The sequence below is a fragment of the Herpetosiphon geysericola genome, from assembly GCF_001306135.1.
Taxonomy (GTDB): Bacteria; Chloroflexota; Chloroflexia; order Chloroflexales; family Herpetosiphonaceae; genus Herpetosiphon; species Herpetosiphon geysericola.
This window is the reverse complement of record NZ_LGKP01000040.1, coordinates 53404-66565: the sequence shown is the minus strand read 5'-3', so window position 1 is coordinate 66565 and position 13162 is coordinate 53404. Positions and strand designations below refer to the sequence as shown.

The 13162-nt window shown below is 51.8% G+C and carries 11 protein-coding genes; 3 read left to right on the top strand and 8 right to left on the bottom strand.

All coding sequences use genetic code 11. The annotated features are described in order from the left end of the window. Window positions 1-21 precede the first annotated feature (21 nt). The gene (locus SE18_RS24190; protein WP_054537056.1) at window positions 22-627 is read left to right on the top strand and encodes a protease inhibitor I42 family protein; all 606 of its coding nucleotides are present in this window, start codon (window positions 22-24) and stop codon (window positions 625-627) included. Between the two features lies 1 nt (window position 628). Here the strand turns inward: SE18_RS24190 and SE18_RS24185 are convergent, their stop codons facing one another. The 8 genes from SE18_RS24185 to SE18_RS24150 form a co-directional block, all read right to left on the bottom strand. Further along, a complete protein-coding gene (locus SE18_RS24185; protein WP_054537055.1) occupies window positions 629-1324 on the bottom strand; it encodes a zinc ribbon domain-containing protein in 696 nt (231 codons plus the stop codon). Between the two features lie 37 nt (window positions 1325-1361). Next, a complete protein-coding gene (locus SE18_RS24180) occupies window positions 1362-2270 on the bottom strand; it encodes an undecaprenyl-diphosphate phosphatase (protein ID WP_083470137.1) in 909 nt (302 codons plus the stop codon). Between the two features lie 169 nt (window positions 2271-2439). Continuing rightward, on the bottom strand, window positions 2440-3546 hold the full coding sequence (locus SE18_RS24175; RefSeq protein ID WP_054537054.1) for a DegT/DnrJ/EryC1/StrS family aminotransferase: 1107 nt from the start codon (window positions 3544-3546) through the stop codon (window positions 2440-2442). Between the two features lie 89 nt (window positions 3547-3635). Further along, window positions 3636-4349 (bottom strand): response regulator, encoded by a 714-nt coding sequence (locus tag SE18_RS24170; RefSeq protein WP_054537053.1) that lies wholly within the window; start codon window positions 4347-4349, stop codon window positions 3636-3638. A gap of 22 nt (window positions 4350-4371) precedes the next feature. Further along, window positions 4372-5385 carry a sensor histidine kinase gene (locus tag SE18_RS24165; protein WP_054537052.1) on the bottom strand — a complete coding sequence of 338 codons (1014 nt, stop codon included), beginning with the start codon at window positions 5383-5385 and terminating at the stop codon, window positions 4372-4374. Between the two features lie 386 nt (window positions 5386-5771). After that, the gene (locus tag SE18_RS24160) at window positions 5772-6773 is read right to left on the bottom strand and encodes an NADP-dependent oxidoreductase (RefSeq protein ID WP_054537270.1); all 1002 of its coding nucleotides are present in this window, start codon (window positions 6771-6773) and stop codon (window positions 5772-5774) included. Between the two features lie 87 nt (window positions 6774-6860). After that, window positions 6861-7670, bottom strand: coding sequence for an SDR family NAD(P)-dependent oxidoreductase (locus tag SE18_RS24155; RefSeq protein ID WP_054537051.1), 810 nt, complete (start codon window positions 7668-7670; stop codon window positions 6861-6863). 62 nt (window positions 7671-7732) lie between these two features. After that, the gene (locus SE18_RS24150) at window positions 7733-8314 is read right to left on the bottom strand and encodes a TetR/AcrR family transcriptional regulator (protein WP_054537050.1); all 582 of its coding nucleotides are present in this window, start codon (window positions 8312-8314) and stop codon (window positions 7733-7735) included. Window positions 8315-8647: 333 nt separating this feature from the next. Here SE18_RS24150 and SE18_RS24145 point away from each other — a divergent pair, with 333 nt between their 5' ends. Continuing rightward, a complete protein-coding gene (locus SE18_RS24145; protein ID WP_054537049.1) occupies window positions 8648-11239 on the top strand; it encodes an SUMF1/EgtB/PvdO family nonheme iron enzyme in 2592 nt (863 codons plus the stop codon). Window positions 11240-11259: 20 nt separating this feature from the next. After that, window positions 11260-13140 (top strand): ABC-F family ATP-binding cassette domain-containing protein, encoded by a 1881-nt coding sequence (locus tag SE18_RS24140; protein WP_054537048.1) that lies wholly within the window; start codon window positions 11260-11262, stop codon window positions 13138-13140. Window positions 13141-13162 lie beyond the last annotated feature (22 nt).

The window sequence follows — 13162 nt, the reverse complement described above, 5'->3', positions numbered from 1 at the left end:
AAATAGAGAGAAAGGATATCTATGAACTATCTATGTCGGCGGTTTGGGCTATCGATACTCATATTAATCGGCCTTTCGGCTTGCGGTTTAAGCCAAACATCGGAGCAAATCAGTGAACTTAACCAGCCAGCAGGAGAGCTGAAAACTGCTAACTATCGCCAGCATTCGCGCATTGTAACAACGCCAACGCTTGAGCCGTCGTCGCCTACCCCCTATGTTGAGAATCCTAATTACCTGCTATGTGGCACTGATCTCATAAAATCAACCGCCACCATCGAATCAACTGCGATTCCCTATGAACCTCGTAGAATTCGGCTTTCGCGTGCGGATGAGGGTAGTAAATTGGAGCTCAAGCGAGGCGATATTCTCGAGATACGTTTGGCAAGTAGCCCTTCAATTGGCTTTAAGTGGGTAACATCGCCGAAATTAAGACTTTTGCAACAACTCCCTTCGTTAGAATTTGAAGCATCAAGCATCCTTAGTGATGCCGAAGGCTTCGAAATCCTCGTATTTGAAGCCACTGACGTTGGGAAGACCCGTTTATCGTTTACTGATCAACGGATTATGGATTCTACAAATGAACCCTACTCTCTGTTTAGTTTTTTTATGACGATTACCGAGCCATAGTTTACTTTGGGTTGGCATTGATAATCGCTGCAACCCGCAACACTTGATTATTGGTGCTGGTGTTGATAATCGCAATCTCTAGTTGCGGGTTTGAGCGTAGCCGTTTGTCAATCTCTTGGTTGAGGGTTGAGCTAAGCATATTTTCGATAAACGAACCTGGAATGCCAAGCCCGCCATTTTTACCCAAGCCAACGCTCTCGGTTGTGACCACGAGGTTGCCATCAATCGCGGCAATTTGGGTGCGGGCCTGAATCGTTTGCACTCCAACCAAGGGCAATCCATAGCCAACCGTCACGGTCATGGCCACGCCGCCTTGCGGATGATTGCCCAATACCACGAGCGGATTGTGAAAATCAGGGTTGGTGGCAATTGCCTCTTCGATATAGCTATGATCAACGTCAACGCTAATGTCTGGGCGCTGATCTGGCACTGCTGAAGGCGTGCGGGCTGGGTTTGTTCCGCCAAAAATCCACAACCCAATGATTGCGACGAGTGGCAAGATCACGCCAGTGCTCAAGACGCCGAGGGTAAAGCTCCACCACGATTTAACCAAGCGTCGCTGTGGTTTGCTTGCTTTGGCTTGGGGCAACGGCCCAGTGATTGGCGTTGCTGGTGCTGCTTGAACGATTTTCGCTCCACAGGCCTGACAATGCTCGGCACTATCGCGAACTTGGGCTTGGCAAGCGCTACAAATCATGCGTCCTCCTGCAATCAATTGGGCCAGAACAGCCAACTTAGCGAACTACATAGACGGCCACAATCACCGCTGCTAAGATCAGCCGATAGATGATAAACGGCAAAAACGAGTTGGTGCGAACATAGCGCAGCAAGAAGCCAACCGCCAATGCACCGACCACGAATGAGACGCTAATGCCGAGCCAAAAGGGTGCAGTCAATTGTGAGCTATCAATATCGCGCAGTTTGAGCACGCCCGCCCCAAAGGTAATCGGAATCGCCATCAAAAACGAGAAACGAGCGGCGGTTTCACGGGTAAAGCCCAATGCCCGACCCATCGTCATGGTGCTGCCTGAGCGCGAAACCCCAGGAATCAAGGCCAACGCTTGGGCGCAACCAACCAACAAGGCATGCTTCCACGTGAGGTCGCTCAGTTCATAACGGCGCGGCGCAAAGCGATCGGCAATATACAATACAACGCCCATAATGCTCATCGTGGCGGCAATCACCAAATATTTATCAATGAAATATTCTTCGGCCAAGCTATCGAGCAGCAAGCCCACAATCCCTGCTGGAATCGAGGCCAACACGATAAACCAAAACATTTGGCCTTGTTGGCTGCGTGGTTGATGCATGTGTAAAACTAAATTCAACCAATCGCGCCAAAAAAACAGCAACAGCGCAATTAATGTGCCCATATGCAGCGCTACATCGAAGGTTTGAGTTTGGAAAAAAGGATCATGCCAATCGAAAAACCATGGCACAACAATCAAATGCGCCGACGATGAAATTGGCAATGGCTCGCCTAAGCCTTGCACAATCCCCTTGCCAGCGGCAATTTGATACTGCCCAGTTAGAAAAAAGGCGGTGACAACGGTCAAAAACAGCACAATTCCCAACGGAATCCAGAGCTGTAAGGCCTCGCGCCGTGGCGAAAGGCCGGTTTGTTCGAGTGATGTTTGTGCCATAGCTCATCCTTGTGTTCAAATAAATAGCCATCGAGCCGATGGCCAGCGATTTGCATTATACGCAGGATAGGTGAGATGGCAATTTGACGCATGGGGCAGAACTGAGGTTTTAGCGGCAGCAGCACCCATGGCGAAGTGCTGGTTGGCTGCTGCCTGCCTAATGCTGCTACTATTTGGCAAAAAAGGTTTGAATGCAGCTAATAACCTGATCAACCTCTGCATCGCTCAACTCTGGGTAGCAGGGCAACGACAGAATTTCAGCGCTGAGGGCTTCGGTTACTGGCAAATGTACATCCTGATAGCGCTCGGCCCAAGCAGGCTGCTGATGATCGGCAATTGGATAGTGAATATCGCTGCCAATGCCTGCTGCTTGTAAATGTTCGCGCAGGGCTTGACGTTGCTCGGCGGCAACCCGCACCACATACAAATGCTGCACATGTTGAGCATTATCAAGCTGTGGGCATTGGATTGGAGTTGAGGCGAGGCCTGCGTTGTAGCGGGCTGCCAAGGCTTGGCGGCGCAGATTTTGGGCATCAAGCTGGGCTAATTTGACCCGCAAAATCGCAGCTTGCAACTCATCGAGGCGGCTATTGGTGCCATTTTCAAGCGTCACTTGGTATTTGCTGGCCCAGCCGTAGGTGCGCAATTGTTTGATTTTGGCTGCCAGGGCATCGTCGTTGGTGATAATGGCTCCGCCATCGCCCAACGCGCCTAAATTTTTGGTTGGGTAGAATGAAAATGTAGCTAAAGCGCCGAACGTGCCAACGTGCTGGCCTTGATAGCGCGCACCATGGGCTTGCGCACAATCTTCGATCACCGGCAACTGATGATCAGTGGCAACAGCCAAAATTGCTTCAAGGTTGGCAACTTGACCATACAAGTGCACAGGCACAATCACTTTGGTACGAGGCGTAATTGCAGCCGCCAATTGGCTTGGATCAAGCGTGTAGTGCTGTGGATCAACATCGACATAGCGTGGGGTTGCGCCAACTGTGTGGGTGGCAAAAGTTGTGTAGCTGCCTGCGTTGGCTACGGTCAATACTTCGTCGCCTGCTTGCAAGCCCAAGGCGCGTAGCCCCAAAATCAGGGCATCGGTGCCAGTGGCGAGGCTAATGCAATGGCGTGCACCACAATAGGCCGCCCATTCTGCTTCAAAGGCGCGAACTTCTGGGCCAAGCACAAACCAGCCACTGCGCAACACCCGCAGGCTGGCAGCCTCAATCTCTGCTTCCATCGTGGCCACATGCCGCCCAAGATCGTTAAATGCAATCGACATTAATCCCCCTAAAAAAAGAACAGCCCCGCCGGAGCGAGGCTGCCAATTACCAGCGATGAGCCAACTTTAGCCGAGAGACGGTCTGTTCGTCAAGCGGTACGACTGCGACTTTCATCATAGCCTAGTTTGATCCAACCTTGTTGAATAGCATGAATAACAGCCATCGTGCGGTCGTTGACTTGGAGCTTGCTGAGAATTGAGGTGATATGGTTTTTGACGGTTTGACCGCTAATTGAAAGTTGGTTGGCGATTTCTTTGTTGGAAAGGCCGCGGGCAATACAATCGAGAATTTCAATTTCGCGGCTGGTCAAGGGTGCAAACATCACCGAGGTATCTTCGCTACTGTTGGCAACATTCGAAAGCTCGCGAAATTGGTTGAGCACGCGGGTTGCGACATGCGGCTTTGACATAACGCTTTCGTTGATCACATAGCGGCCATGAGCGACGTCGCGAATCATGCCTACGAGTTGGGTGGGATCGATTTCCTTGGAAGCATAGGCAGCAGCGCCAGCCTTGATTGCGTTGAACAATTGCTCATCGTCGTCGTGAATGCTGAGCACAATAATGCCCATACGTGGGGCGCGGCGTTTGAGCACGCGGGCAACTTCCAAGCCATTCAAGCCTGGCAAATTAATATCCAGCAGCACAACATTGGGGTTGAGCGTTTCGGTGAGTTTAATGGCCTCAGCGCCATTTTCTGCTTGGCCAATCACCTCGATATCTTTTTCTTGGCCGAGGCTCCAGCAGATGCCTTGGCGAAAAAGCGGGTGATCATCAATAATAAGAACGCGAATTTGCTCCATGGGTATCTCCTTCTGGGTGAGCTTAGATGCTAATCCTGATGGTCACTTCAGTGCCAGCCCCTGGGCGTGAAGCAATGGCAAAATCTCCGCCAAGTAAGGCGACTCGTTCGCGCATACTGGTCAATCCCCAACTCTCTTTGCCAGAGCGCCGCACAACTTCGCGTGGATCAAAGCCTGGGCCATCGTCGCGGATGGTGACGATCAGCAGGTTGCCTTGCAACACACTGCGGATCAAAACATTGGCATTGCGGGCATGTTTGTGAATATTTTGCAATGCTTCTTGTGTTACCCGATAGAGCACAATCTCAGCTTCAGCAGGAAGGCGGGTTGGCCAGTGGAGCAGGTCAATTGTGACTTTGACCTTGGTGGTTTGTTGATATTTTTGGACATAATCGGCTAAGGCGGTGGGGAAGCCTTGGTCGAGCGCACCTGGCCGCAAATCGGCGATAAAGCCACGCACTTCGTGGAGTCCTTGGCGAGCAGCGCTGCGTAATTCGTTTAAAAATGGCTCAAGCTGGGCCGGATTACTCTGCTGCAAATTCATGGCATGTTCCAAGCCCATCAAGACGTTGGCTAAAACTTGGGCTGGCCCATCGTGGACTTCACGGGCCAGGCGTAAGCGCTCGTCTTCGCGGCCTTGGACAATCTGACCGCGTAAGGCTAAGGCCCACGGATCATTTTGTTGGCCAATACTGGTTGTGCCACTGAGGCTGGTGCTGCTCATCTCAATCTGGCGAATGAGCTGTTCGAGGCGTTTGAGTGCTTCAGCAGTAGCACTCGTTTCGGCATCGATCGCCGCCATTTTGCTACGCAACTCTGCTTCTTGTTGGCGCAAACGGCCAACTGCTGGCGTGTTGAGTTGTTCGGCGAAGGTTCGTTGTACCGCAAGTTCATCAGCAGTGCGATACATTTTGCGTCCTTGTTGAGTGATTGCGGTATGCTGCTCGCGTAGTTGCGCCGCCTCACCTCGCAAGGCCTGCAAGGCATGCGCCAATTGGGTCTGTGCTTGGGTAAGTAACGCTGCTGCATCAGCCACAAGGACTTCCTTCCATCATGGTACTAGTTCTGAGATCTGAAGTATAGCACGCCATACGGGTGATGCAACAGCCGTTTGACCCCCATACGGGGGGATTTTAATTGTTGTAAATGTTTATCTAGGAGAGATACGCGATCAGGTGGTTTTTCGCGTGGCCTACTAGCTAGCGCCAACCACCAATGGCTCAATCCGACGGAATAGCCTGCTTTTCGGGGTGCTCCAGAAGTTATTCCGTCGAATGCATACAATCTTGATCAGAGGACTAGATCGATTGATTGGGGTTTTAAAATCTATACTACATCGAATGAAAATCCATGCTGATACCTTGACGGGCATCATTTAATAGATAAAGCATTCCCATCTCCCAAAACGTAATGAAACGCAACTTAGCGCATCGTGATAACGACCTTGCCTTTTACGCGGCCTGTTTCTACGTAGTCCAAGGCCTCTTTGGTTGCTTCGAAAGCAAAGCTTCGATCCACAATGGGGTTGATAATTCCAGCGTCGATCAACGAACTAAGTTCGCTGAGCTGCTCGCCGTGCGCCCGCATAAACAGAAATGAATAGCGTACCTGCTGTTGTTGAGCTTTTTTGCGAATACGAGAACTCAAAAAGCGCAAAAGCATGCGAACGGGCCACTTCGCGCCAATTTCTTGACCAAACGCGGGATCCGGTGGTCCCGAAATCGAGATCAGCGTTCCGCCAGGCTTTAGTACGCGAAGCGATTTTTCGACGATCGCTCCCTCTTGACTATTCAGGACTACATCATAGTCCTTCAGGATTGTTTCGAAATCCTCGGTCTTGTAATCAATCACAATATCGGCCCCAAGGCGCTTCACAAAATCGAAATTTGCCTTGCTCGTGGTTGTGGCGACAATCGCCCCCACATGTTTGGCCAGCTGAATTGCAATTGTCCCAACCCCGCCAGAGCCGGCCTGAATGAAAACTTTTTGGCCTTTTTTGAGCTGTGCTTGTTCGATCAAGGCTTGCCAAGCGGTCAGTCCGACCAACGGAAAGGAAGCCGCTTCGGCCATGCTTAGTTTTTTGGGCTTGATCGCGACATCAGCTTCGCTGATAGCAATGAATTCGGCAAAGGTTCCAATCCGGTCGGCAGCTGGCCGAGCATAAACCTCATCGCCTAGCTTGAATCGCTGTACCTTTGATCCAACCTTAACCACAACTCCAGCGACATCATTGCCCAAAATAAGCGGGAAGCGATATGGCAAGATAGCTTTGAACGCGCCATCCCTAATTTTATTATCCAACGGGTTAACTCCAGCGGCGTGGATCTGAATCAATAGATCAGTATCCCGCAGTTCTGGAATTGGCAGATCGCCAGCCTGCACGCGATCCTTGTTTCCATAGCGCTCGATGAAGAAGGCTTTCATCATATGGTGTTGCTCCTATTGTTGTATCTGGCGCTGCTGATGGGAATTTCGGTTCCCATCAGCGTGCTGCCGTTCGTAGTTTATAGACTAGGCAGCGGTCTTGCCACAACTGAACAGGCGGCGTTTGAACGCCTCAAATACTGTCTCTGGAAGCACACGCTGGAGCATCAGGGCGATGGTTCCATCTACGCCAACGGGATAGCGCAGACGAGGCTTGCTCGTTGCGGCGCGAAGGATCACACGGGCTACTGCGCCAGGGTCCATTCCTTTCTTGGCATTCGTGACAAGGCTTTGCTGAGCACTTTGGCGACCTGGGGTATAGTCGTCAATCGCGGTGGTCGGCCATTGGGCAACGAACGGCGTGTTCACATAGCTTGGCTCGACCAGCGAGACGCTCACGCCGAACTGCCGAACCTCGGCGCTAAGAGATTCGCTCAGGCCTTCCAAGGCAAATTTACTTGCACTATACAGGCCGCCATATGGAGGCGCAATATGCCCAACGATTGAGCTAACATTGATAATCTGTCCGCTCCCTTGCTGGCGCATAATCGGCATTACCGCCTTGATCATGCGGATAACACCAAACAGATTGGTGTCGAACTGAGCTTGCGCATCGGCAATGCTACTTTCCTCAACCGCGCCAAACTGCACATAACCTGCATTATTGACGGGGATATCAAGTTGTCCAGTCTGGCCTAGTAACGATTGAACTGCTGCATCCACCGAATCGTCCGAGCGGACATCCAGTGGTAGCCAAGTAAATGAATGCTTGTGCGCAATCGGGTTGCGGCTCGTGCCGAAAACCCGAAATCCTTTGGCTGCCAAGAGTTCCGCAGTTGCTTGCCCAATCCCCGATGATGCGCCCGTAATGAGCACGACCTTTTGCTGCGATGTCATTAATCTGTTCCTTCATGAATAGCCATGTTTGAATGATCATTCAAAAATGAAGCCAAAAAAATTTAGTTAAAAATCGATAAAGCCGTTTTTACAATATCGTCGAGCATTCCCCGCTGCTGCTGGCTGCGCGCAAGCACGCGTAGGCTGACAAAGGTTCCTACCAAGAAATGCGCCAATTGATGGGGATCGTGTTGCCACGAAAGTTCCCCCGCAACTTGCGCTTTGATCAGCAGCCGATAGAGTGCTTCTTCGAACTCGTTTAATGCCGACTGGATGATCTCGTTAACGGCATGATCATGCGGAGCTATTTCTAAGGATGCATTAACCAAAAAGCATCCACGCCGCGCTGGGTCGTGCAGCAAGGCATCAACCTGTGCTTGGAAAAGCTGGCCTAATACACCTTGGAGTGAGCCAGTTTGCGCCAAAATAGCCATAGTTTGGGCTTTAATAGCGGTAGTATATTGATTAAGCGCCGCTAGATATAGCGCATGTTTATCGCCAAACGTTCCATAGAGACTACCGCGCCCGATCCCCGTAACTTGGACGAGATCTTCAATTGATAGCCCTTCATAACCACGTTCCCAAAAGGCGTTCATGGCTTTTTCGAGAACCCGTTGAGGCTCAAATGCTTTCTTACCTGCCATAAGTCGTCTCATACTCCTGCTTGTCGCGAAGTATAGCACATGTTGGAACGATAAGTCAATGATTATACATGAAAGTACGAAGGCAAATTATCCTCATTCAATTGGGCTAAGAATGGGGCACAGTAGTTTTAACCTCAAACGCTTGCGAGCAGCCATCAACAAAGACAAGTTTATCTATTGGCTTGGGCTATCCAAGGCGAATCCCCTCTAGGGGTTGAGTGTCAAGGGTTTTCAGCTTAGCAGGCTTGGTAAATAGCCGATTCTAACGATTGAGCTGGCTTGATCGAGATGCTACAATAGGATGACACTGCTGCTGCAAACGAGGCGTAATCCATGGTTTGTCCACGCTGTTCAACTGAATTGAAAACTGGGGCGCGCTTTTGCCCTAAGTGTGGTGCTGGTCTGCCCCGTTGGACTGGCCGCCTTGCCAATGGCGATGTATTGATTGATCGCTATGTCGTCGTCCGCCCGTTGGCTCGTGGTGGCATGGGCGCGGTTTATTTGGCAACCGATCGGCGGCTTGGTGATGCGCCAGTTGCGCTCAAAGAGATGACGGGCTTGCACCAACCAGGCGATACCGATGCTTGGGAACGGGCGATTGGCGAGTTTCGGCGCGAGGCAGCCTTGTTGGCTCGCTTGAGCCACCCCAATTTGCCACGGGTTATCGACCAATTCCGCCACGCCGAGAACGAGTTTTTGGTGATGGAATATGTCGAGGGCCAAACCCTGCGTGCCGAATTGGAAGGCCGCGTTGAGCCATTGGCCTTGGAAACCGTGATCGATTGGATGCGCCAATTAACCAATGTGCTGCAATATTTGCATAATCAAAACCCACCGATTATCTATCGCGATCTTAAGCCTCCCAATATTATGCTGCGCCCTGATGGCCGCATTGCTCTGATCGATTTTGGTATCGCTCGCTTGTTTAAGCATGGTCAAGAAGGCGATACCGTGATTTATGGCACGCCTGGCTATGCGCCGCCTGAGCAATATGGCTTTGGCCAAACCGACCAGCGCTCGGATATTTATAGCTTGGCGATGGTTATTCACGAACTTATCACCCGTTTTGAGCCTGCCAAACGCGAAAGTACCCGCCCGCCATTAGCCCATAATTTGCGCGAAACCGTGCCAACAGCCTTGAGCGATGTCCTGCATCGCGCGATGCATCCCAATCCCGACGATCGCTATCAATCAATGCGCGATTTTCAAATGGCAGTCGATAATTCATTAAATCAAAATCAGGTTGCCGCCTTGCCTGATGCTACAGTAATCCATCAAGCAACGCCGCCAAAGCCCAAATCTAAAGCCTCAAATTGGTGGTGGCTGGCGCTAGCTGTGCTGAGCCTTGGCGTGATTGGCTTTATGCTGGCCCGCAGTTTCGGCCTATTTGAAACCAAACTTGCGCCAACCAGCGTTGCCCAAAGTACGCCGAGCCTTGCAGTAGCAACCCCAACTGAGGCCCCGATTGTGCCAGTCGTGATTGGGCCAGCACCGCCGGGCATGGTTGCGATTCCGGCTGGGACGTTTGTGATTGGCAGCACTGCTGGCCCGCCCAATGAGCAGCCAACTGGCCGTGGCTATTTGCCAACCTTTTATATTGATCGCACTGAGATCACTGTCGCCGCCTATCGCGAGTGTGTGGCCCAACAACGTTGTAGCGAGCCAGCAGATCGCAGTTCGCTGACGGTCGCTGATTATTATGATAACCAAGCGTATGACGATTACCCCATGATCAATGTGACATGGCAGCAAGCAGCAACCTATTGCCAAGCCCAAAATAAGCGTCTACCCAACGAGGCCGAATGGGAGCGCGCAGCCCGTGGCACTGAAGGCCGCCGCTATCCGTGGGGCGACCAGTGGGATGCCAGTTTGCTGAATGCTTGGGGCGCTGGAGTTGCTGGCGATACCCAAAAGGTTGGCAGCTATCCAACTGGTGCAACGCCCGAAGGCGTGCTCGATTTGGCGGGCAATGTCTGGGAATGGACGAGCAGCCTTGATTTGCCGTATCCCTATAATGCTGGCGATGGCCGCGAAGTGCCAACCCAACCTGGAGCGCGGATTGTGCGTGGTAGTTTTAGCGGCACGAACCCTGAGAATGCCCGCGCTGCTGGGCGCGAACGCCGCGACCCCGAATTGCCCTTGAATATTATTGGCTTTCGCTGCGTAACCACCAATTTTTATGTGCCCGAAGGCATGGATTTTATTGCTGGCGGGCGCTGGACGATGGGTGCGACAGCAGAAGATTTGGCTCATTATAAACAGGTTTATGGCTGGGAAGGCTTGCAGAATGAAGAACCATCAACGCCCATTTCAACCACCGCCTTTTACCTTGACCATACTGAAGTGACCAACCAAGCCTATACCGAATTTATCAGCGCCACCGCTCGCCCAGTGCCGACTAACTCGTTTGATCCGGTTGGGCTTATGCTGTGGTTGCCTGATCGCACCGTGCCAATTTCCTTAAGCCAACATCCGGTGGTCAATGTAACTTGGGATGATGCCCGCAGCTATTGTGCATGGCGCGGCAAGCGCTTGCCAACCGAAGCCGAATGGGAACGGGCTGCCCGTGGCGATCAACGCACGATCTTTCCGTGGGGCGACCAAGCAGACGCAGATTTGCTAAATATCAAAGATTTTGGGCCAGGCCGTACCATGCCTGTTGGTTCATTGCCAAACGCTGGACCCTATGGCACACTAGATCTTGCAGGCAATGTGTGGGAATGGACCCAATCGCTGTATATTCCCTATCCCTATCATCCCAATGATGGGCGCGAATTGGCTAGCGGCGATGGTTCGCGGGTGTTGCGTGGTGGCTCGTGGTTCGATGATTTGATGTCGGCGCATACGACAGGCCGCAATTCGTTCCGCCCTGAGCTTGCCAATATTAATGTTGGTTTTCGATGTGCGCAGGATGTCGCACCATAAATTAGTTGTGTTAGGAATTCATGAACATTATCAATTTAGAAACTGTTTCCAAAGCCTATGGCCCTAAAGTGTTGTTTGAAAATATTTCCTTGGGCTTAGCAAATGGCGATCGAATTGGCTTAATTGGGGTCAATGGCAGCGGTAAATCAACCCTCTTGAAAATTGCGGCTGGCTTAGAACAACCAGATACTGGCCGCGTAACCTTGCGCAAAGATTGTCGGGTTGGCTATTTGGCCCAAGATCCGCCGATGGATGCCAACCAAACGGTGCTTGAATATGTCTATGCTGCGGCGGGCGAAGGCGCAACTTTGCTCAGCCAATATACGCTCGCCAGCTTGCAACTTGAGCAAAATCCCAACGATGCCAATGCATTGGCTGCCGTTGCCGAGTTGAGCGAACGCCTGACCACGCTTGACGCTTGGGATACAGAGTTAAGCGCACGCACTGTGCTTTCGCGGCTTGGCATTACTACGCTCGATGCCCAACTTGGCATGCTTTCTGGCGGCCAACGCAAGCGCGTGGCGATGGCGCGGGTGTTGATCGAAAAGCCCGATTTGTTGATTCTCGACGAACCAACCAACCACATCGACCCAACTACGGTCGCTTGGCTCGAAGGCTATTTGGCCAATCTCCAAGGCGCATTGTTGATGATCACCCACGATCGCTACTTCTTGGATCGGGTGGTGACGGCAATTATCGAGCTTGAAGATCGCCAACTGCACTCCTACCCTGGCAATTACGAGCGCTTTGTGGCCGAGCGGATTGAGCGCGAACGCCAACGAGCCAAGGCCGAGCTTGATCATCGCAACGAAGTGCGCCGCGAATTGGCGTGGTTGCGCCAAGGAGCCCAAGCCCGCACCACCAAACAACAAGCCCGCGTTGATCGCGCCAATGCCTTGATCAACCAAGAACGTCGCCAAGAGCGCGGTACCTTGGAGCTTGAATCAACTGGGCGACGGCTTGGCAAAAAGCTGATCGAAATGCATGGCCTGAACAAGCAAATTGCTGGCAAAACCTTATTGCAGGATTTTGAATATCAGCTCACTCGCGACGATCGCTTGGGAATTATCGGCCCCAACGGTGTTGGCAAATCGACCTTGCTCAATTTAATCGCTGGGCGTTTGCAGCCAGATAGCGGTGAGTTGATCGTTGGAGAAACCATCCACGTTGCCTATTACGATCAAAGCAGCAGCGATCTCAACCCCAACCAACGCCTGATCGATTATGTGAGCGATGGCGCAGAGTTGGTGCAAACTGGCGAGGGTTTGCGCACCGCCAGCCAAATGCTTGAGCGCTTTTTGTTTCCCAACAGCCAGCACTGGGATTATATCCACAGCTTGTCTGGGGGCGAACGCCGCCGCTTGTATTTATTGCGCACCCTGATGCGCAACCCAAATGTGTTGCTGCTCGACGAACCAAGCAACGATCTCGATGTCCAAACGATTGCGATTTTGGAAGAATACATTGAGCAATTCAACGGCGCAGTGATTGTGGTTTCCCACGATCGCGCTTTTCTCGATAACACGGTTGATCATTTGCTGGTGTTTGAGGGCGATGGCAAGGTGCGCCACTTCCCAGGCGACTACAGCGCCTATCGCGAGGCCTCCGAACGCGAGCAAGCCAGCGCCAAGGCTGTAACCAAACCGTCAACTCAAGAGCGCCCACGCGAAGAAAAACCACGTAAACTGACCTTTAAGCAACAACGCGAATTAAGCGAGCTTGAAAAAACAATTGCCAGCTTGGAAGCCCGCCAAACCGAAATCAACGACGCATTGAATAGCGCTGGCAGCGATTATCAGGCCTATAACCGCTTGAGCAACGAGCTTGAGCAGGTAAGCCAAACCTTAGAACAAAGCTATGAACGCTGGATGGAACTTTCGGAGCTAGCCGCAGCTTCGTAATGTTCAGAGATATGGAGCACAG

Excerpts from the sequence above, each read along its gene's own strand:
- SE18_RS24170 (WP_054537053.1), bottom strand. The coding sequence starts at position 4,349 with ATGGAGCAAATTCGCGTTCTTATTATTGATGATCACCCGCTTTTTCGC.
- SE18_RS24180 (WP_083470137.1), bottom strand. The coding sequence starts at position 2,270 with ATGGCACAAACATCACTCGAACAAACCGGCCTTTCGCCACGGCGCGAG.
- SE18_RS24190 (WP_054537056.1), top strand. The coding sequence starts at position 22 with ATGAACTATCTATGTCGGCGGTTTGGGCTATCGATACTCATATTAATC.
- SE18_RS24155 (WP_054537051.1), bottom strand. The coding sequence starts at position 7,670 with ATGACATCGCAGCAAAAGGTCGTGCTCATTACGGGCGCATCATCGGGG.
- SE18_RS24140 (WP_054537048.1), top strand. The coding sequence starts at position 11,260 with ATGAACATTATCAATTTAGAAACTGTTTCCAAAGCCTATGGCCCTAAA.
- SE18_RS24175 (WP_054537054.1), bottom strand. The coding sequence starts at position 3,546 with ATGTCGATTGCATTTAACGATCTTGGGCGGCATGTGGCCACGATGGAA.
- SE18_RS24185 (WP_054537055.1), bottom strand. The coding sequence starts at position 1,324 with ATGATTTGTAGCGCTTGCCAAGCCCAAGTTCGCGATAGTGCCGAGCAT.
- SE18_RS24145 (WP_054537049.1), top strand. The coding sequence starts at position 8,648 with ATGGTTTGTCCACGCTGTTCAACTGAATTGAAAACTGGGGCGCGCTTT.
- SE18_RS24150 (WP_054537050.1), bottom strand. The coding sequence starts at position 8,314 with ATGGCAGGTAAGAAAGCATTTGAGCCTCAACGGGTTCTCGAAAAAGCC.
- SE18_RS24160 (WP_054537270.1), bottom strand. The coding sequence starts at position 6,773 with ATGAAAGCCTTCTTCATCGAGCGCTATGGAAACAAGGATCGCGTGCAG.